Origin of the sequence: Rhodococcus sp. NPDC078407 (genome assembly GCF_044542515.1) — a bacterium.
Classification (GTDB): domain Bacteria; phylum Actinomycetota; class Actinomycetes; order Mycobacteriales; family Mycobacteriaceae; genus Rhodococcoides.
This window is the reverse complement of sequence record NZ_JBITUQ010000001.1, coordinates 499,058-518,621: the sequence shown is the minus strand read 5'-3', so window position 1 is coordinate 518,621 and position 19,564 is coordinate 499,058. Positions and strand designations below refer to the sequence as shown.

The window sequence follows — 19,564 nt, the reverse complement described above, 5'->3', positions numbered from 1 at the left end:
GCCGTCACCGGGAGCCGTCAACCGCTACAGTGATCACCGCTACCGGGTGAGCACTTTCGCTGAGCGAAGTTGAGCACTTTCGATGAGCGCCATCAACGCGTCCGCGCAACGCGCACGCGTCCGCGCAACGCAGAGCAGCGGTGAAGCCCCGCCGGTCGAACAGCACCGCCCCCGGCTACGGACCCGTCACCCCGCACACGCGAGCGCATTCGCCGAACGCACGCACACTCGCGCCCTGACCACTACCTATTTCCCGCACACCCGACGAACGCGCACGCGTTTGCGCCTCGATGGTGTCGGCAGCAGAACTCAGTCAGCGTCATTGCGGCGGAATGGAATTGGCGAAGAGGGAAGGTCTTCCCGTCAAGCGTGAACAGCCTCTGGCTGCTCTGCGGCGACCTTCACGTCCTTGGGGTTCGCCAGCACTGTTTCTGCCGATCGTCCGCGAAGAGTGACGCGGTCACCGAATTCCCAGCGATCGGCCTCGTTGCTCGCCGCACCGTCCACTGCAGTCTTCGAGGCGAGAATTGCGCCCGGAGCGTTCTTGGCCAATTCGGAAAGTCGGGCGGCCTCGTTCACCGGATCGCCGATGACGGTGTACTCGAAGCGAGACTTTGCACCGACGTTGCCGGCAACCGCGCGGCCCGCTGCGACGCCTACTGCGGCGCTGCATTCGGGTACTTCGACCAATAACCGTCTGGCAATGGCTCGTGCGGCCGAGAGTGCCGACCCGCAGTGGTCGGCAATGTCGTTCGGGGCTCCGAAGATGGCCAGCGCCGCGTCTCCCTCGAATTTGTTGATGAATCCACCGTGTTCGTCCACTTCGTCGACGACCACCGCGAAGAATCGGTTGAGCAAGTCCACCACTTCGGTCGGCGGCCGTGACGCGGCCAATTCGGTCGATCCGACCAAGTCGATGAAGAACACCGCGATATCGCGTTCTTGGCCGCCGAGTTCGCTCTCGGACTGCAGTGCCTTCTCGGCGACCTCGTGTCCGACGTGTCGACCGAACAGGTCGCGGATCTTCTCGCGATCCCTCACCCCGTCGGCCATTCGGTTGAAACCACTCTGTAGTTCACCGAGCTCGGTTCCGTCGTAGACCGCGAGGCGGACGTCCATATTGCCTTTCTCGACTTCGGCCATACCCGCCCGCACGTTGTTGATCGGGGAGGTGGTGGCGAAGCCACCCAGGACGGTCAGCGCAAAACCGAAGACGATGGTGATCCCGCCGAGCGCGAGGATCGACACGGCAAGCTGGTTTGCGCTCGTCTCGGGTCGGAGAAAGCGGAACACCGCGATCATCATCAATCCGGACACCGGAACGCCGGTGCCCAACAACCACGACAGGAGTGAACGTCCCATGACTCCGGCTATCCGGATGCGGCGTGGGTCGCCGGCCTGCAGGGCGCGAGCTGCGATGGGCCGGAGCGCGAACTCACTGAGCAGGTAGCTGAACGCGCAGACCACTGTGCCACCCGCGGCAATCGTGAACGCGACCTTCGGGATTGCCTGGGGATCGATGATGCCGTCGATCGTGGTGAGCAGAATCAGTCCACCGGTCCACAGCGCAATCTGCATGCGCGTCAGGCGCCACGGCATCGCAAGGGTCGCGACCTGCTCGGAGCGGGTGGGTACGCGGTCCTCGATGCCCCACCGCAGGCTTTTGAGCGCACGGGTGGTGCCCCAGACGACACCCACCAGGAAAGCGAGAAAGACGTATACCGGGACGACGATGAAGTTGACCCACCAATACCGATCCATCACCAGAACGTCAGGGCCGGGAACCACGACGCTGATCAGGACCCCGACGATCACCGCACCGATCAAATTCGACAACACCAGGAACACCGTCAGCAACAGCTGGATTCGGATGCGTCGACGGCGCGGTGATTCGGTGGTGTCTCCGAGGAGCCGAGAGCCGAGCGGAGCTGCAGATCGTCTGAATTTGGGCATGGTCGTCACAGACTAACGGGCAGGCTGGCTTAAGGTGGTCGAGTGCGTCTAGTTATTGCTCGTTGCCAAGTGGACTACATCGGCCGCCTCACCGCACATCTACCCTCTGCTCGACGCCTCCTTCTCGTCAAGTCCGATGGATCGGTCAGCGTGCACGCGGACGACAGGGCCTACAAGCCGCTCAATTGGATGTCTCCGCCGTGCTGGATGGTCGAGACAACCGAAGAGGAAACGATCAAGTGGGTCGTCACCAACAAGGCGGGCGAGGAACTTCGCATCACCATCGACGACGTCGAGCTCGACTCGAGTCACGAGCTCGGCATCGATCCGGGGCTGGTGAAAGACGGTGTGGAGGCCCATCTTCAGGAATTGCTCGCCGAGCATGTCAGCACCTTGGGTGATGGCTACACCCTTGTGCGCCGCGAATACATGACTGCGATCGGACCGGTGGATCTACTGTGCCGCAACGCTGATGGCGGCACTGTAGCGGTCGAGATCAAGCGTCGCGGCGAGATCGACGGCGTCGAGCAGTTGACTCGGTATCTCGAACTTCTCAATCGTGACCCGTTGCTTGCCCCGGTCAGCGGAGTTTTCGCCGCGCAGGTCATCAAGCCGCAGGCGAAGACGCTGGCCACTGATCGCGGTATTCGTTGTCTCACACTGGACTACGACGTTCTGCGCGGAACCGACAGCACCGAGTTCCGGCTTTTCTGACGACTGTCGGCACCCACGGCTTGGTTCTCTACACTGGACGGGTGCCCCGCCGTAATCAACCCCGCCGACCGAATCGGAGTGGCCCGAGCGATCTCGGTCCGCCGGCCGACTCCGTTCTGGGTGGCAATCGGACCGAGGTCGGTCCGGACGGGTACTCGTACACGACGCGGATGATCCCGGGTGCGAAGGCCGTGAAGACGTACCGGTGCCCAGGCTGCGATCACGAGGTGCGGCCCGGCGTCGCACATATCGTTGCGTGGCCGTCGGACGACTTCGGCGGAGCAGATAACCGCAGGCACTGGCACACCGGATGTTGGAGCGGCAGAAACACGCGAGGCCTCACCCGCAGATGGTCGTAGCGGGGGAGGCCGGGCGCGTACTGCGAGTTCAGGACGCCGAGTCGGCCGATTCCTTCGCGTCCTCGCTGTCCTTTTCGGCCTTCGCTGCAGCCTTCTCTTCTTCCTTCTTCAGAATTGCCGTCGGGTCCGGGTTGTCGAGTAGTTCGCTCTCACGGTTGACCGAGGCCAGCATGGCCGGCACCGAATCGAGTTGGCCGCGGATTCCGAGTAGCTGAGCGAGCACCCGACTACGCAGCACACGCAACTCCTCGGCCAATTCCTTGGAGTGTGCGATGCGTCGTTCTGCCTGCTCACTGGCGGACTGGAGCCGTCGTGCAGCTTCGGTGGTGGCATCCTCGATGCGTCGTGCCGCGTCGGCTTTGCTCGACGCCTCGAGCTCTTCGAGTGCGCTGAGCACCTTGGTTCGGCGCTCGGCCATCGTGATCTCGAAATCCTCCTGGACCTCGGCGCGCTTGGCCTCGGACTCGGCTGCCAGCTTGTCGCGCTCTGCCTGTGCGGCCTCGACCACCCGAGCTGCCTCGGTGCGCGCCTGCGCCATGGTCTGCTCGTGCTCGGTTTCGAGAGCCGTCCGGCGTTCTTCGAGTTCTGCCACCAGCGACTCGTGCCGCCCGCGGAGTCGAGCGCTTTCCTGCTGCGCAACCGAAATCATCTCCTCGGACTCCGAGTGCGCTTTCGCCCGCACCTCGGATGCCTCGTCCGACGCCAGGCGCAGCATGCGCGAGATTCGATCGCTCATGCCTTCCGCTGTAGTGGGCGGAACCGAGAGACGATCGATGTCCTTGCGCAGCTCGTCGATCTCGTCACGTGCATCGTCGAGTTGCTTTGCCAGGTCACGAGCCTGCGCTGCGGCCGCGTCACGGTCGGCGGTCGTCAGCCGCAGCTCGGCGTCGAATCGCTCGAAGTAGTTGGTGACTTCGTCGCGATCGAACCCCTTCCGGACGATGGAAAAGGGAAGTTGCACCGCAGAAGTGCGCTCATGATCGATGGCCATGGCCGTCAATTTACCGGTGAGTCAAGTAGAGAGCCATACGGCTGGTTCACAGAGTTCGATCAGTGCGCGTCGGGGTTCGGCTCGACCAGTTCGATGAGTACTCCACCAGCGTCTTTGGGGTGAACGAAGTTGATCCGAGAATCGGCGGTACCGCGGCGCGGGGCGTCGTACAGCAACCGAACGCCGCGAGCGCGCAACTCCGTCGAAATCTCTTCGATGTCGGTGACGCGGTAAGCCAACTGCTGCAGTCCCGGCCCGTTGCGTCCGATGAACTTGGCGATGGTGGACGACTCGTCGATCGGCGCGAGCAACTGCAGTGCAGCGGACTTCTCCGTGGCTCCGGGGAAGGAGAGCATCGCCTCGCGAACGCCCTGCTCCTCGTTGATCTCCTCGTGCACCGCGACCATGCCGAGGTGATCGGTGTACCAGGCGATGGCAGCATCGAGATCGGGGACGGCGATTCCGACATGGTCGATGGCCGTCACCAGGTCGGAGCGGAGCGGAGCTCCCGTGAAAGACTGTGTGCTGGAGGTCATGGCCATGACGTTAGCGCCAGCTGCATTTGGCTGCTCTGCCCGGCCGGTATCGGTCGGGCGCGTCGGAGCGTTGATCTCGACAAGGCCGTCTTCACACTTTCGGAGGAAATCGTGACCACAACAGTCATCGTCGCCGGTGCTCGCACGCCCGTCGGGCGCTTTTCGGGTGCGCTCAAGGACCTCTCGGGATCGGACCTCGGCGGGATCGCCATCAAGGGTGCGCTCGAGAAGGCGGGGGTTTCGCCCGACCAGGTCGAGTACGTCATCATGGGCCAGGTTCTCACCGCCGGAGCCGGCCAGATTCCGGCCCGTCAGGCCGCTGTTGCTGCCGGCATTCCGATGACGGTGCCTGCGCTGACGATCAACAAGGTGTGCCTGTCCGGCGTCGACGCCATTGCCCTGGCTGATCAGCTCATTCGCGCCGGTGAATTCGAGATCGTGGTGGCCGGCGGCCAGGAGTCGATGACCCAGGCACCGCACATGCTCGAGAAGTCGCGGGCCGGATTCAAGTACGGCGACGTCACGATGCGTGATCACCTCGCCTACGACGGCCTGTACGACATCTTCACCGACCAGGCCATGGGAGCACTGACCGAGCAGCGCAACCAGAGCACCGAGGTCATCACTCGCGAAGAGCAGGACACGTTTGCTGCCGCGTCGCATCAGAAAGCTGCTGCTGCCTGGAAGAACGGCGTCTTCGACAACGAGGTCGTACCGGTGTCGATCCCGCAGCGCAAGGGCGACCCGATTCAGTTCACGGCCGACGAAGGTATCCGCGCCGATACGACGGTCGATTCTCTCGGGAAATTGCGCCCCGCGTTCGACAAGGCCGGAACCGTCACCGCAGGATCCGCGTCCCAGATCTCCGACGGTGCCGCCGCCGTGGTCGTGATGAGCAAGGAGAAGGCGGAGTCGCTCGGGTTGACCTGGCTCGCCGAGATCGGTGCCCATGGAGTGGTCGCCGGTCCCGATTCCACACTGCAGTCGCAGCCGGCCCGTGCCATCGCCAAGGCGTGCGAGAAGGACGGCATCGATCCCAAGGATCTCGATCTCGTAGAAATCAACGAGGCGTTCGCAGCGGTGGGAATCGCGTCGACGCGCGAACTCGGCATTGATCCCGAGATCGTGAACGTCAACGGCGGAGCGATCTCGATCGGGCATCCGCTCGGCATGTCGGGGGCTCGCATCGCCTTGCACCTGGCCCTCGAGCTGCAGCGACGCGGCGGCGGAGTGGGTGCAGCAGCACTGTGCGGCGGCGGTGGACAGGGCGACGCCCTCATCGTTCGGGTGCCGAAGCAGTAGGGCGGACGTGGCTCTGGTCCACAGTGAGACCAGAGCCACTACGTTCTGTCGTAGCCGACCGGGCACAATGGCTGGCATGACCAAGTTCTTCGACCTGAGCACCACAGCCACACGCTTTCGTTTCATCGCCGTGCTCGAAGCGTTCACCTGGCTGGGCTTGCTGATCGGAATGGCCTTCAAGTATTTCCCGGCCGACGGCAACGAAATCGGCGTGAAGATCTTCGGGCCGATCCACGGCGGGGTGTTCGTGGTGTATCTGGCCGTAGCAGTGTTGACGGCGGTGAAGCTGAAGTGGGACGTGAAGGCGACCCTGTTGTCGCTCGTCGCTGCGTTCCCGCCCTTCGGCACTGTCATTTTCGAGATCTGGGCCGCACGCACCGGACGCCTTGCCGAGCTCAGCACGGGCCGGGCGGTACCCGACGCGAAGGTCGTGTCCTGACTGCCCGCAAGTGGATGGCACTTCGCGTTAGTGACAAACTGTAGGGCGTGACTCGACCCGGTTCCCGTCCTCCCGCCCGCCCAGCTGCCGTCCCCGCCTCTATTGCCGGTGCCGTCGACCTGTCCGTCCTCAAGGACCGTCCGACACCTGCTCCAGCAGGCGATGCTGCCGGTGAATCGGCGGGGCTGGCACCGATCGTGGATGTGACCGCGGCCACGTTCGAGGCCGAGGTTTTGCAACGCTCCACCCAGGTTCCGGTGGTCGTCGATCTGGGCTCGGCCCGCTCCCCGCAATCACAGGCGTTGACGCGTCAGCTGGGGCAATTGGCCGTCGATGCCGGGGGTGCGTGGGTTCTGGCCCGCGTCGACGTCGACTCCAATCCGCAGATCGCGCAGGCGTTCGGTGTACAGGCCATTCCTACGGCCGTAGCCGTTGCTGCCGGCCAACCGTTGGCCGACTTCCAGGGCACGCAGTCGGACGAGCAACTGCGCCAGTGGCTGCAGGCAGTAGAACAGGCAACGGCCGGAAAGCTCAGCGGCCCACCCGGAGTCGCGACTGCCGAACCTGAACCCGAGGTGGAGGATCCCAGGATCGTCGCAGCCGAGGAAGCCATCGACGAGGGCGACTTCGACAAGGCGGCAGCCGCGTATCAGGCGATCATCGACGCCGAACCCAAGAACACCGACGCCGTCGCCGCGCTGCGGCAGGTCAAGTTCTTGGCTCGGGTGCAGAACGTTTCACCGGATGCCATCGAGACCGCCGACGCCGACCCCGCCGACGTCCAGGCTCGAATCGACGCCGCGGACGCCGAGATGGCCGGTCAGCAGCCGGAGGAAGCCTTTGCTCGGCTCATCGAGGGCATCAAGATCAGTGCGGGCGACGACCGGACCGCACTACGCACCCGGTTGCTCGAATTGTTCGAGTTGTTCGACGCGGCCGATCCACTGGTGGTGTCCGCGCGCCGCAAGCTCGCATCCGCGCTGTACTGATCGATCAGCTGTACCGTGCCTCGCACGATTGCCGGCCGCCGAGAACCCCCGAGCGAAACGCGTCGACTCGGGAGAAGCCGGACGGCAGCGTCGTTCCGTTGACGTCGCTGGCGGCCAATCCGTCGCTGAGTAGACCGGAGACAGCTTCGTCGAGATCGCCGGGCGAGAGCCGGATTTCGAGTGCGGCATCGTTGGATTCGGCGCTCAACGCTGCGGTGATGACTCCGGAAAGGCATGCGGAGCGAAGTGCGGTCTGTGGGTCGTCGAGCGTTTGGCCTGCTTCCTTCTGTACAGCGAGGGTGTAGCGCGACGCGAACAGTACATACGCGCTGTAGTCACCGGATACGTTGAGCGGCAAGATGTCTCCGCGCTGCGGGGTCTCGGGCTGCCCGATTTCGGCCAAGTCCTCGACATCGACACCGATGGTGTTGGTCGACGGGCAGTACGACACCGGCGCGGTGGCCTCGGCGTCGGCGCAATCGGTGTCCGACCCGGAGTAGTCCACGGTCGGCGGATCAGCGACGGGTAGCGCCGTTTCGAACGATCGCGTGAATGCGCCGAGGGAATCCTCGGTGACCGGTAGCTCGCCGGAATCGTCGGCGCTATCGAACTTCTGCGGCAACGATGCTCGGCGTGAATCGATTTCGGCCTCGTCGATGCCGGTGCAGGCCGCCGCTCCGTCGGTGAAGCCGATCTGTACGGCAGTCACTCGTTCGAATGCAGATCCGTGTACCGACTCGGGATCGTTGGGGTCCACGTCGCGCACGGCGACGGTCGCCGCCAGAACACCGTTGAGTCCATCCGAGGTGTTGATGGTGAAGTGAGGTGAATTGTTCTCTGCCACATGGCGTATGAATGCGCCGGCGAAGCAGTCGGCCTGTTGCTCGGCAACGATGGTCGGGGTGTCGTCGCCGACCAGGCCCGACTGATGTTGAATGGCGTGACCGTATTCGTGAGCGATCACCATCACCACCGACATCGGCCCGAAGGCATCGACCAGAGCCGGTAGGAGAATAGTGCGGTCCCAGCCGATCGAGTCGTCTCGCGTGCAGTAGGCGGCGTTCGGGATACCGCCGGTCCGGTCTCCGCAGAACCTTATGCCGGATCCCTCGTCCTCGGAGGCGTCCCACGAGACCACCTCGGTGACCGGCGTGAACGAGCCCTTGAACAGGATCGGATACTGCTCGGACCAGAATTGCTGAATGTCGTCGACGGCGTTGGTCGCCAGAATGTCCGAGTCGGTGCCCTCGGAGTTCTCCACGACGATCGTCGAATCGGGCACCCCCGGCCGCAGACCGCTCGGCCCGCTGGTGACGGGAAGGCCCGCGACGGTGAACGGGTTCTCGTAGATGGACACGGCGTTCCCGCCGACCGTCTGCGTACATGCGGTCAGCAGGAGGAGCCCTGCGGTGGCGGCCGCGGCCACGAGACGGGATGTGCGGCCGCCACTCATCTATTGCTCCAGTTGTATCCAGATCGCCCCGTTGGCCGGGAGGGCGACCTGGCCTGACGCCGGTCGACCGTGCCACGAGTGCGATGTTGCCGTCACTTCACCCAGGTTGCCCACGCCGGAGCCGCCGTATTCCGTTGCATCGGTGTTGAGGATCTCGATCCAGCGACCGGGTTCCGGTAGTCCCACACGATAGCTTCCGTGCTCGGTACCGGAGAAGTTGAAAATACACGCGATGACCGAACCGTCCGACCCGTACCGCAGAAAGCTCAGCACGTTGTTCTCGGTGTCGTTGGCGTCGATCCACGAATATCCGCTGGGAGAGGTGTCGAGTGTCCAGAGTGCCGGATGCGACCGGTACGTCGAGTTGAGGTCGGACACCAGGGTTTTGACGCCCTTGTGCAGCGGCTCCTCGTCGATCTGATGCCAGTCGAGACCGCGTTCCTCGGACCACTCACGGGTCTGACCGAATTCCTGTCCCATGAACAGCAGTTGCTTACCGGGGTGTGCCCACATGTAGGCGAGCATGCCGCGCAGACCGGCCGCCTTGGCGTAGTCGTCGCCGGGCATCCGAGTCCACAGCGTGCCCTTGCCGTGCACCACTTCGTCGTGGCTGATGGGGAGCAGATAGTTCTCGCTCCACGCGTAGACGAGGGAGAAGGTGATCTCGTGATGGTGGTAGCTGCGATGAATGGGATCACGCCCGAGGAAGCCCAGGGTGTCGTGCATCCAACCCATGTTCCACTTCATGTTGAAGCCCAGTCCGCCGACATTGGTCGGTCGGGTGACGCCGGGCCATGCCGTCGACTCCTCGGCCACGGTGACGACCCCGCGGTGCTTCTTGTGCACCGTCGCGTTCATCTCCTGCAGGAAGGTGACGGCCTCGAGGTTCTCGCGGCCCCCGTAGATGTTCGGCGACCAGCCGCCCTCGGGGCGTGAGTAGTCCAGGTACAGCATGGAGGCCACGGCGTCGACGCGCAGTCCGTCGATGTGGAACTCGTCGATCCAGTACAGCGCGTTCGCAACGAGGAAGTTGCGTACCTCGCGTCGGCCGAAGTCGAAGACCAGTGTGCCCCAATCGAGTTGCTCACCGCGCTGCGGATCTCCGTGTTCGTACAGTGGGCCACCGTCGAACCTCGCGAGGGCCCATTCGTCCTTGGGGAAGTGCGCGGGAACCCAGTCGACGATCACGCCGATGCCGGCGCTGTGCAGATGATCGACGAAGAAGCGGAAGTCGTCGGGGCTGCCGAAACGGGAGGTCGGTGCGTAATACGACGTCACCTGATAGCCCCATGAGCCGCCGAACGGATGCTCGGCGACGGGGAGGAGCTCGACGTGGGTGAAGCCGGTTTCGGTGAGGTACTCGGCCAGCTGTTCGGCGAGCTCCCGGTACCCGAGGCCCGGTCGCCAGGACGCCAGGTGGACTTCGTACACACTCATCGGTGCCTGCGTCGGCTCGATTCCGGCCCGGGTGTCCAGCCAGGACTCGTCGTTCCAGGTGTAGGAGGACGCGGTGACGACCGAGGCAGTCGACGGCGGGACCTCGGTGGCGAACGCCATCGGATCTGCCTTGTCCTTCACCGAACCGTCGGAGCCGTGTACGCGGAACTTGTACAGCGCCCCGGGTGCGATGTCGGGGACGAACAGTTCCCACACGCCAGTGGAACCGAGTACGCGCATCGGCCAACTTCGCCCGGTCCAGCCGTCGAAATCGCCCACCAGAGTAACGCCCTGGGCGGCCGGGGCCCAGACGGCGAACGAGGTGCCGGTGACCGGGCCGTCGGGGGTGGCGTACGACTGCTGGTGTGCGCCGAGGATGTCCCACAAGCGCTCGTGGCGACCCTCGCCGAACAGGTGCAGATCCAGTTCACCGAGAGTGGGCAGGAATCGGTATCCATCGGCGGATTCCGATACGTGACCGCCCGGCCAGGTGACCACGAGGCGGTAGTCGATCAGGTCCTCGAACGGGATCAGAGCCGAGAAGACTCCGTGTGCGACGTGCGTCAACTCGTGGTCGACACCGCCGACGCGTGCCACCACCTTCTCGGCATCGGGCTTGAGCGCGCGAATTGCTGTTCCGCCCGCCACCGGGTGCGCGCCGAGGACGGAATGCGGGTTGTAGTGCCGACCCGCAGCGATGAGATCGAGGTCGTTGTCGGACGGGGCTGCGACGGTGTCTTCGGGCGTCGTCGGATTCTTGGTCACGTTGAATCCCTTCACTTTCGGTTGCCGCGGTAGGCCAGTTCGATTCGTGCCGGGTAGGGGATGTGGGGGAGCGTGAAGATGTGCGCCACCGAGGTCCAGGGCTCGAGTCGGACGAAGTTGGTGTGGCCCCAGTCGTAATGGACGCCGCTCACCTCGTCCTTGATCGTCAGGGTGTCCTGCCAGTCGTGTCCGAGTGCGGGCATGTCCAAGTGGACCGTGCCTTCCTCGGCTCCGAACGGGTTGAGGTTGATCACCACCAGGACGGAGTCACCGGTCTGCGGATCGAACTTGGAGTATCCGATCAGCGCTTCGTTGTCGATCGTGTGGAAGTGGATGTTGCGGAGTTGCTGTAGTGCGGGGTGGGCGCGGCGAATGGAATTGAGGGTGGTGATCCAGGGCTCGAGCGATTCACCCCGGGCCAGCGCCCCCTCGAAGTCGCGTGGACGCAGCTCGTATTTCTCGGAGTCCAGATACTCCTCGCTGCCCTCGCGCACGGCCTGATGCTCGTACAGCTCGTATCCGGAGTAGACACCCCAGGTCGGAGCCAGAGTTGCGGCCAGAGCTGCTCGCAGAGCGAACATTCCGGGGCCGCCGTGCTGCAGGCTCTCGTGCAGGATGTCCGGGGTGTTGACGAACAGATTCGGACGCGCGTCATCGGCCCGTCGGGCATGCTCCTCGGCGAACTCGGTGAGCTCCCACTTGGCCGTACGCCAGGTGAAGTACGTGTACGACTGGGTGAACCCGCGTTGAGCGAGACCGTACATGCGGACCGGACGGGTGAACGCCTCGGCGAGAAAAAGTACGTCCGGGTCGGTCTTCTTGACCTCGGCGATGAGCCATTCCCAGAAGTCCGGTGGCTTGGTGTGCGGGTTGTCGACTCGGAAGACCTTGACTCCCAAGGATATCCAGTATCGGACGACCCGCAGAACCTCTTCGTAGATGCCACGTCGGTCGTTGTCGAAATTGACCGGGTAGATGTCCTGGTACTTCTTCGGCGGATTCTCGGCGTACGCGATCGTGCCGTCCGGCAATACCGTGAACCACTCCGAATGTGTTGCGGCCCATGGGTGATCGGGAGCGGCCTGCAGGGCGAGGTCGAGTGCAACTTCGAGACCGTGCTCTTTCGAGGCGGCGACGAACGCGAGGAAATCGTCCTCGGTCCCCAGCTCGGGATGGATGGCGTCGTGCCCGCCGTCCTTCGATCCGATCGCCCACGGCGACCCGACATCCTCGGGGCCGGGAGTCAACGTGTTGTTGGGCCCCTTGCGGTTGATCGTGCCGATGGGGTGGATCGGCGGCAGGTAGACGATGTCGAATCCCATTCGCGCGATGCGGGGCAACTGCTCGATCGACGTCGCGAACGTGCCGTGTCGCGGCGATCCGTCCTCGTTCCATCCGCCCGTCGACCGAGGGAAGAACTCGTACCAGGCACCGTTGAGTGCGAGATTGCGGTCGACCCAGATGTTGACCGCACGGGATCTGGTCACCAGCTCGCGGAGCGGATGCGCGAACAGCAGTTCGGCAACCGACGACGCGAACGCCGAGGACACTCGGGCCGGCAGCGGGCGATCGGTGTCTCGCAGTGCAGCGGCGACATCGGCCAGCAACTGCCTGCTCTCGGCGGGAACGCCGGTCGCGGCGCGCAGAAACAAGCGCGCCCCGATCTCCAGGTCGTTCGCGAGCTCGTGCGCGCTCTGGCCGACGCCGAGCTTCGCTTCGACGGCATGACGCCACGTACTGATCGGGTCGCTCCACGCTTCGATCCGGCAGATCCAGTAACCCGGCCGGGAGGGAACGAACACCGCGTCGAACGTGTCGGGTTCGCGGCCCGGCGTCATCGGAATGCGCTCGAGCTTGCCTCCCGGTCCGCGCACCGACAGTGTTGCGGCCACTGCGTCGTGACCCTCGCGCCAGACATCGGCCGAAACCGGAAATGTCTCGCCCACCACCGCTTTCGCGGGGTACTTCCCGGTCGTCGTATCTGGAAGGACATTGTCGATACCAAGTCGACCTGTCACTTCACACTCCATTCTTCGCTAGAGGTATGGCTGCGCGGGCGCAACCTCTTGTCGAACCGATCTTGGTGTGCTTCTACTCGTCAACCGTAATGCAGCAACGCAGTCGGCGCGTGCGCCAACCGATACTGCCCGCGACGAACGCGGGATCTCGGATTTCATGTAAGCCGCCCATCGACACAGGTATCCGTGGGTAGGGTTCGACTCTGTGAAAGCTTTGCGCCGATTCACCGTCCGAGCCCACCTTCCCGCCCGCTTGAATGCCCTCGCCGAGCTCTCGACAAACCTTCGGTGGTCGTGGCACCCGGCGACGCAAGATCTGTTCGAGCACATCGATCCGCTGCTGTGGACCGAACTCGAACGTGATCCGGTTGCGGTGCTCGGAGCCGTTGCACCGGCGCGCCTCGAGGAACTTGCGGGCAACGATCGGTTCCTGGCCGAGCTGGATGCGGCCGAGGCGGACTTGCACGACTACCTGGCGCGTCCGCTGTGGTACCAGAACGAGCTGGCCGAGGGCCGTGCTCTGCCGTCGGGCATCGGCTATTTCTCGATGGAGTTCGGCGTCACCGAAGTGTTGCCGAACTATTCCGGCGGACTCGGCATCCTGGCTGGGGATCACCTCAAAGAGGCCTCCGATCTGGGTCTGCCGTTGATCGGCGTCGGGTTGCTCTACCGCTCGGGGTATTTCCGGCAATCGCTGACGGCCGACGGCTGGCAGGCCGAGCGCTATCCGTCCCTCGACCCACACGGGCTTCCGCTGCGGCTGCTCACCGACGGCGGCGACTCGCCCGTGCTGATCCACGTGTCCATGCCCGGATCGCGAGTACTGCGGGCGCGCGTGTGGATCGCCCAGGTGGGTCGCATCCCACTGCTGTTGCTCGACTCGGATATCGCCGACAACGATCCGGAGCTCCGCGGAGTGACCGACCGCTTGTACGGCGGCGATCAGGATCACCGCATCAAGCAGGAGATTCTGGCCGGTATCGGCGGAGTCCGAGCGATCCGGGCCTACACCCGAGCGCACGGGCTGCCCGACCCCGAGGTGTTCCACATGAACGAGGGTCACGCAGGTTTCCTCGGTGTCGAACGAATTCGGGAACTGGTCACCACGGACGCACTGGATTTCGACTCGGCTCTGGCGGCGGTGCGGGCCGGCACCGTCTTCACCACCCATACCCCGGTTCCCGCAGGCATCGACCGATTCCCCGCCGATCTCGTTCGGCACTACTTCGGTAGCAACGACGGCGGCTCGGACTCGTCGTTGCTGCCGGGGCTACCGATGGACCGCATTCTCGCCCTCGGCGGCGAGAGCGACGCCTCCGTGTTCAACATGGCGCACATGGGTCTGCGTCTGGGGCAACGCGCCAACGGCGTCTCGAAGCTGCACGGCATCGTGAGCCGCGACATGTTCAACGGTCTGTGGCAAGGATTCGACGCCTCGGAGGTGCCGATCGGATCGGTGACCAACGGCGTCCATGCGCCGACGTGGTCTGCTCGAGAATGGGCGCAGGAGGGCGAACTGTCCTCCGGACGCGTGTGGTCCACGCGAAACAACCTGCGCGCGCAGTTGGTGGACGAGGTGCGCCGCCGAGTGCGCCGTTCGGCACTCGAACGCGGTTCGACAGAGGCTGAGATCAGTTGGACTGCACACGTTTTCGATCCTGACGTGCTCACCGTGGGATTTGCCAGACGGGTGCCGACCTACAAGCGCCTGACGCTGATGCTGCGTGAACCCGAGCGGCTGCGCGCGATGTTGTTGGACCCCGTTCGTCCCGTACAGCTGGTGGTAGCAGGCAAGTCACATCCCGCGGACGACGGCGGCAAGGCGCTCATCCAGCAAATTGTGAAATTCGCCGACCAAGCCGACGTACGGCACCGCATCGTGTTCCTGCCCGACTACGACATGTCCATGGCGCGCTTCCTGTACTGGGGATGCGATGTGTGGCTGAACAATCCGCTGCGACCGCTCGAAGCCTGCGGTACTTCGGGTATGAAATCCGCACTCAACGGAGGACTCAACCTCTCGATTCGCGACGGGTGGTGGGACGAGATGTACGACGGTGAGAACGGCTGGGCGATCCCGACCGCAGACGGCGTGACCGACGACGAGCGACGAGACGACCTCGAAGCGGCTGCGCTGTACGAGTTGCTCGAGCAGGCCGTGTTGCCCAAGTTCTACGACCGCGGCGAGGACGGAGTGCCGAATCGGTGGATCGAAATGGTGCGGCACACCCTCGACCAGCTCGGCCCCAAGGTGCTGGCGTCGAGAATGGTCCAGGAGTACACACTCGGTTACTACGCGCCGGCCGCCGAGTCCGTTCGCGCGGCGTCGGCCGACGGTCACCGCGGTGCCACCGACGTGGCGTCGTACCGCCGCCGCGTCGAACAGGCCTGGCGTGCAGTCGAAGTCACCCGGGTCGACAGTGACGGACTACCGGACACCCCGGTGATCGGGGCCGGGTTGTCGCTGCGCGCAAACGTCGATCTCGGTGGACTCGACGCGTCGGACGTGGTGGTGCAGGCGGTCGTGGGTCGCGTCGACGAGGAGGAGAACCTCACCGACATCCGCACGACGGCCATGACGCACGTCGGGACCGACGGCGGCGAGCACGTCTATGCCGGCGAGTGCACGCTGCCGCACAGTGGCGCAGTGGGCTACACGGTGCGAGTGCTGCCGCATCACGATGGCCTGGCGTCGGACGCCGAGCTCGGTTTGGTGGCGACTCCGTAGGGGTTGCTTACTTTCCGGCCAGGCGGGTGAGGGCCTTGCGGACCACCTCCGGGTCCGAAGTCTCCCAGAACGGCGGCAGTGAGGCGCGCAGGTAGCCGCCGTAACGGGCAGTGGCCAGGCGTGAATCGAGAACGGCGACAACGCCTTTGTCGTCGACGCTTCGAAGCAAGCGACCGACGCCCTGTGCCAGCAGCAGAGCCGCATGGTTGGCGGCGACGGCCAGAAAGCCGTTGCCACCGCGGGATTCGACGGCCTGCTGCCGGGCGACGAGTAGTGGATCGTCGGGCCGCGGAAACGGAATGCGGTCCAAGATCACCAGACTCAGCGACGGGCCGGGGACATCGACGCCCTGCCACAGAGACAGCGTCCCGAACAGGGAGGTGGCCTCGTCGTCGGCGAACTTCTGCACCAGAGCGCCGGTGGAGTCGTCCCCCTGACACAGGATCGGCGTGTCGAGGCGCTCGCGCATCTCCTCCGCCGCGGCCTTGGCGGCGCGCATCGAAGAGAACAGCCCGAGCGTGCGGCCGCCTGCCGCGCTGACGAGCGACTCGATTTCGTCGAGAGAGGACTTCGAGAGACCGTCGCGTCCGGGCGGCGACAGATGCTTGGCGATGTACATGATGCCGGCGCGGGCATGATCGAACGGCGAGCCGACGTCGAGCGAATTCCACCTGATCGACCCCGTATCGGACGGCGGCTCCACACCCGAGGCCATCGCAGTGTCACTGCGCGACGGCTTCTCCGCCGGCAGCCCCCAGTTGACGGCCAACCCGTCGAACGATCCACCGACGGTCAAGGTCGCGGACGTGAGCACCACGGTGGACTCGGCGAACAGACGAGCTCTCAGCAGTCCGCCGACCGACAGCGGTGCGATGCGGACGGTGCGTTTGACGTTGCCGCGAAAGTCGTCGACGGCGTGCCAGACGACGTCTTTGCGTTTGGCCGGATCGGGTTCGTCGAACGCCGTGAGGACGCGCACGGCGCTGTCGTGGACCTCGTCAACCGCGACGAGTGCGGCGCTGCGGGCCGCGGCGGCCTCGGGGTCGCTGGCCGCCATGCCCTGCTTGTTGGGGCCGATCGCGGTGCGTACTGCCCAGGCGGCATCGCGGATCGAGGCGAGCGCAGGTCCCACGCCGTCGGGTAGGGACTGCCAGCGACTCGGGGGTAGCTCGTCCAGAATCGCAGCCCAGTTCTCGGCTGCTCCTTCGAGCTGATCGACCGTCTCCTCTTCGATGAGCTTGGCGCTACGACGCGCCGCGGCGGTGACGGTCGCGGCCGACAGCTCCTCGGTGGCAACGCCGGTCACTCGGTCGACCAGCTCGTGGGCCTCGTCGACGACCACGACGTCGTGCTCGGGCAGGATCTGAATTCCGGTGATGGCGTCGATCGCGAGCAGCGCGTGATTGGTCACCACCACGTCGACCTGGGCGGCCTCGGTGCGGGCGCGTTCGGCGAAGCAGTCCTCACCGACAGGGCAACGGGACTTGCCCAGGCATTCACGCGCGGTGACGCTGACCTGGCGCCAGGCCTGATCGCTGACCCCGGGAACGACGTCGTCGCGATCGCCGGTCTCGGTCTCGGACGACCACTTCGTCAGCCGCACCACTTCCCGGCCCATGCGTGAGACGGCGAACGGGTCGAACAGTTCCGCATCGGGTGCCTCTTGCGCAGCCCCGGTATGGATCTTGTTCATGCACAAATAGTTGTTGCGGCCCTTCAGGATTGCGAACTTCGGACGGCGGCCGACGGCCTCGGTCAAGGCGTCGGACAGGCGAGGTAGGTCGCGGTCGACCAGCTGCCGCTGCAGCGCGATCGTGGCGGTGGAGACGATGACGGTCTTGCCCGATTCCACCGCATGCCTGATGCTCGGAACGAGGTAGGCGAGGGACTTGCCGGTTCCGGTGCCTGCCTGCACTGCCAGATGCTCACCGGTGTCGATCGAGTGCGCCACCGCCGAGGCCATCGTCAGCTGGTTGCTCCGTTCCTTGCCGCCGAGCGAGTGCACCGCGACCTGCAGGAGAGCGGGAACGGTGGGCAACTCGGTCTTCGACGGCACCGAAGCAGACTACTGCCGATCGCCCACCCGGTTCGGTATCGACACCGCCGTCACTCCGGGGCGAAGCGGGTGGGTATCGCCGGTTCGCCCTGGGACAGTTTCAAGCCCTCCCACGGCAGGCTGACCAGGCGTCGCGCGAGCAGGTCGCGGCCGTCGTCCAGGGTCGGGAGGCCGGGGACGCGCTCGCCGCCGCGCATCAACGGCGTGGTCAACGTCTCCACCGTCACATCGTCGTCGACGGTCGGGGAAGAATCGAACGGATGCACGATCTCCTCGACGGCGGTTCCGGTGCTTCGTGCCGTCCGCACCGCGGCCTTGGTGCCTCCGCGCGACTCCTTGTGACTGCTGCGCTTGGCGACGGGGATGCCGTCGACTGTCACCAACTTGTAGACCATCCCCGCCGTCGGTGCACCGGAACCGGTCACCAGGGAAGTGCCGACGCCGTAGGAGTCGACGGGTTCGGCCCGCAGAGCGGCGATTGCGTATTCGTCGAGATCACCCGAGACCACGATCCTGGTCTTCGGCGCGCCCAGAGCGTCCAGCTGGTCACGCACCTGCCGCGCGAGCACTCCGAGATCACCGGAGTCGATGCGTACGCCACCGAGTTCGGGTCCGGCCACCTCGATGGCGTTGGTGACGCCCTGAGTGATGTCGTAGGTATCGACGAGCAGGGTGGTGCTCACCCCGAGTGCTCGGACCTGCGCCGCGAAGGCGGAACGTTCGTCCGGGCCGTCGGCGGTGGTGTGCAGCAGCGTGAAGGAGTGGGCCGAGGTTCCTGCTCCGGGAACACCGTGCCGGCGGACGGCTTCGAGGTTGGACGTCGCGGTGAACCCGGCGAGGTAAGCCGCGCGTGATGCGGCGACCGCCGCTTCCTCATGGGTGCGCCGCGACCCCATCTCGATGATCGATCGGGACTTCGCGGACGCCACCATCCGTGCTGCCGCCGACGCGATCGCACTGTCGTGATTGAGGATGGACAGCACGAGAGTCTCCAGAACGACGCACTCGGCGAAGGTGCCGCGGACGGTCAGCACGGGGGAGCCGGGAAAGTAGAGCTCACCCTCGCGATAGCCGTCGATATCGCCGGTGAATCGGTAGTTGCGCAGCCATTCGACGGTGTCGGCGTCCAGGAATTCGGCGACGATGCGTAGCTCGTCCGGGCCGAAGCGAAAGCGCTCGACGGCCTCGAGGATGCGCCCGGTGCCTGCGACGACCCCGTACCGGCGGCCTGCGGGCAGCCTTCGCGCGAACACCTCGAAACTACAGGGGCGATCCGCGTTGCCGCTGGCCAGAGCAGCTGACAGCATCGTGTACTCGTACTGATCGGTCAGTAGCGCGGTACTGGAGGTGGCGTGATCGGTGGTCGCGTCGTTGCTCACCTCGCCCACCCTACGAGCGTAGGGGCGTGCGTGGGACGCTGCCCCGACACGCCGTACCCTGTGTGGCATGCCTTGTTTGACGGTGGATGGATCGCTGCTGCCCGTGGACGGCGTCTCGGCGAGTGCTGTCGTAGCAGCGTCACCTCAGGCGGTTCCGGCTCAGACCGAGGCCGTGGCCGCCGACGAGTCACACGACACTCCGTGGGTCACGATCGTGTGGGACGACCCGGTCAACCTGATGCACTACGTGACGTACGTCTTTCAGAAACTCTTCGGGTACAGCAAGGCCAAGGCCACCGAGCTGATGATGCAGGTGCATTCCGAGGGCAAAGCCGTCGTGTCCAGTGGTGAGCGCGATGCGATGGAAAACGATGTTCGACGCCTGCACGCGGCGGGCCTGTGGGCCACCATGCAGCAGGACAAGTAGTAGCTCGCCACCTCTTTC

15 protein-coding genes are annotated in these 19,564 nt (G+C 65.0%); 7 read left to right on the top strand and 8 right to left on the bottom strand.

All coding sequences use genetic code 11. The features are described 5' to 3' along the window. Positions 1-363 precede the first annotated feature (363 nt). Positions 364-1,953, bottom strand: a complete 1,590-nt coding sequence (locus ACIGGF_RS02420) for an adenylate/guanylate cyclase domain-containing protein (protein ID WP_397519818.1) — start codon at positions 1,951-1,953, stop codon at positions 364-366. A 42-nt stretch (positions 1,954-1,995) separates the two neighbouring features. Here ACIGGF_RS02420 and nucS point away from each other — a divergent pair, with 42 nt between their 5' ends. Next, positions 1,996-2,667, top strand: a complete 672-nt coding sequence (gene nucS / locus ACIGGF_RS02415) for an endonuclease NucS (protein WP_397519817.1) — start codon at positions 1,996-1,998, stop codon at positions 2,665-2,667. A gap of 41 nt (positions 2,668-2,708) precedes the next feature. Beyond that, positions 2,709-3,026 (top strand): ATP/GTP-binding protein, encoded by a 318-nt coding sequence (locus ACIGGF_RS02410; protein WP_397519816.1) that lies wholly within the window; start codon positions 2,709-2,711, stop codon positions 3,024-3,026. A 28-nt stretch (positions 3,027-3,054) separates the two neighbouring features. On the opposite strand, the gene ACIGGF_RS02405 is transcribed toward ACIGGF_RS02410, so the two are convergent. Together ACIGGF_RS02405 and mce are read right to left on the bottom strand one after the other, a co-directional pair. After that, the gene (locus tag ACIGGF_RS02405; protein WP_397519815.1) at positions 3,055-4,017 is read right to left on the bottom strand and encodes a hypothetical protein; all 963 of its coding nucleotides are present in this window, start codon (positions 4,015-4,017) and stop codon (positions 3,055-3,057) included. Between the two features lie 59 nt (positions 4,018-4,076). Beyond that, entirely contained in the window at positions 4,077-4,559 is a 483-nt protein-coding gene (mce, locus tag ACIGGF_RS02400; protein WP_397519814.1) for a methylmalonyl-CoA epimerase, read from the bottom strand. Between the two features lie 105 nt (positions 4,560-4,664). Here mce and ACIGGF_RS02395 point away from each other — a divergent pair, with 105 nt between their 5' ends. The 3 genes from ACIGGF_RS02395 to ACIGGF_RS02385 all read left to right on the top strand — a co-directional run bounded on the left by ACIGGF_RS02395 (position 4,665) and on the right by ACIGGF_RS02385 (position 7,283). Beyond that, positions 4,665-5,855, top strand: coding sequence for an acetyl-CoA C-acetyltransferase (locus tag ACIGGF_RS02395; protein ID WP_397519813.1), 1,191 nt, complete (start codon positions 4,665-4,667; stop codon positions 5,853-5,855). 67 nt (positions 5,856-5,922) lie between these two features. Then, positions 5,923-6,294 (top strand): DUF3817 domain-containing protein, encoded by a 372-nt coding sequence (locus ACIGGF_RS02390; protein ID WP_397519812.1) that lies wholly within the window; start codon positions 5,923-5,925, stop codon positions 6,292-6,294. Between the two features lie 101 nt (positions 6,295-6,395). Further along, on the top strand, positions 6,396-7,283 hold the full coding sequence (locus ACIGGF_RS02385; RefSeq protein WP_397519858.1) for a tetratricopeptide repeat protein: 888 nt from the start codon (positions 6,396-6,398) through the stop codon (positions 7,281-7,283). A 4-nt stretch (positions 7,284-7,287) separates the two neighbouring features. Here the strand turns inward: ACIGGF_RS02385 and ACIGGF_RS02380 are convergent, their stop codons facing one another. From ACIGGF_RS02380 to ACIGGF_RS02370, 3 genes are read right to left on the bottom strand one after another with little or no spacing between them, the layout of a single operon-like run. Then, complete coding sequence (locus ACIGGF_RS02380; protein WP_397519811.1) at positions 7,288-8,736, bottom strand: metallopeptidase; 1,449 nt, start codon at positions 8,734-8,736, stop codon at positions 7,288-7,290. Continuing rightward, positions 8,737-10,938, bottom strand: a complete 2,202-nt coding sequence (gene glgB / locus ACIGGF_RS02375) for a 1,4-alpha-glucan branching protein GlgB (RefSeq protein WP_397519810.1) — start codon at positions 10,936-10,938, stop codon at positions 8,737-8,739. It abuts the gene before it with no gap. Positions 10,939-10,949: 11 nt separating this feature from the next. Then, positions 10,950-12,956, bottom strand: coding sequence for a maltotransferase domain-containing protein (locus ACIGGF_RS02370; protein WP_397519809.1), 2,007 nt, complete (start codon positions 12,954-12,956; stop codon positions 10,950-10,952). A 205-nt stretch (positions 12,957-13,161) separates the two neighbouring features. Here ACIGGF_RS02370 and glgP point away from each other — a divergent pair, with 205 nt between their 5' ends. Next, positions 13,162-15,684, top strand: coding sequence for an alpha-glucan family phosphorylase (glgP, locus tag ACIGGF_RS02365; RefSeq protein WP_397519808.1), 2,523 nt, complete (start codon positions 13,162-13,164; stop codon positions 15,682-15,684). A gap of 7 nt (positions 15,685-15,691) precedes the next feature. Here the strand turns inward: glgP and ACIGGF_RS02360 are convergent, their stop codons facing one another. Both ACIGGF_RS02360 and ACIGGF_RS02355 read right to left on the bottom strand, forming a co-directional pair. Beyond that, positions 15,692-17,740 (bottom strand): ATP-dependent DNA helicase, encoded by a 2,049-nt coding sequence (locus ACIGGF_RS02360; RefSeq protein WP_243609749.1) that lies wholly within the window; start codon positions 17,738-17,740, stop codon positions 15,692-15,694. A 50-nt stretch (positions 17,741-17,790) separates the two neighbouring features. Continuing rightward, positions 17,791-19,128, bottom strand: coding sequence for a nicotinate phosphoribosyltransferase (locus ACIGGF_RS02355; RefSeq protein WP_397519807.1), 1,338 nt, complete (start codon positions 19,126-19,128; stop codon positions 17,791-17,793). A 58-nt stretch (positions 19,129-19,186) separates the two neighbouring features. On the opposite strand from ACIGGF_RS02355, the gene clpS reads away from it, so the two are divergent. Then, positions 19,187-19,546, top strand: a complete 360-nt coding sequence (clpS, locus tag ACIGGF_RS02350) for an ATP-dependent Clp protease adapter ClpS (protein ID WP_397519806.1) — start codon at positions 19,187-19,189, stop codon at positions 19,544-19,546. Positions 19,547-19,564: the final 18 nt, after the last annotated feature.

Bases quoted from the DNA above. Each gene is read 5' to 3' on its own strand.
- ACIGGF_RS02390 (WP_397519812.1), top strand. From the start codon at position 5,923: ATGGCTGGCATGACCAAGTTCTTCGACCTGAGCACCACAGCCACACGC.
- ACIGGF_RS02405 (WP_397519815.1), bottom strand. From the start codon at position 4,017: ATGGCCATCGATCATGAGCGCACTTCTGCGGTGCAACTTCCCTTTTCC.
- ACIGGF_RS02420 (WP_397519818.1), bottom strand. From the start codon at position 1,953: ATGCCCAAATTCAGACGATCTGCAGCTCCGCTCGGCTCTCGGCTCCTC.
- ACIGGF_RS02380 (WP_397519811.1), bottom strand. From the start codon at position 8,736: ATGAGTGGCGGCCGCACATCCCGTCTCGTGGCCGCGGCCGCCACCGCA.
- clpS (WP_397519806.1), top strand. From the start codon at position 19,187: ATGCCTTGTTTGACGGTGGATGGATCGCTGCTGCCCGTGGACGGCGTC.
- mce (WP_397519814.1), bottom strand. From the start codon at position 4,559: ATGGCCATGACCTCCAGCACACAGTCTTTCACGGGAGCTCCGCTCCGC.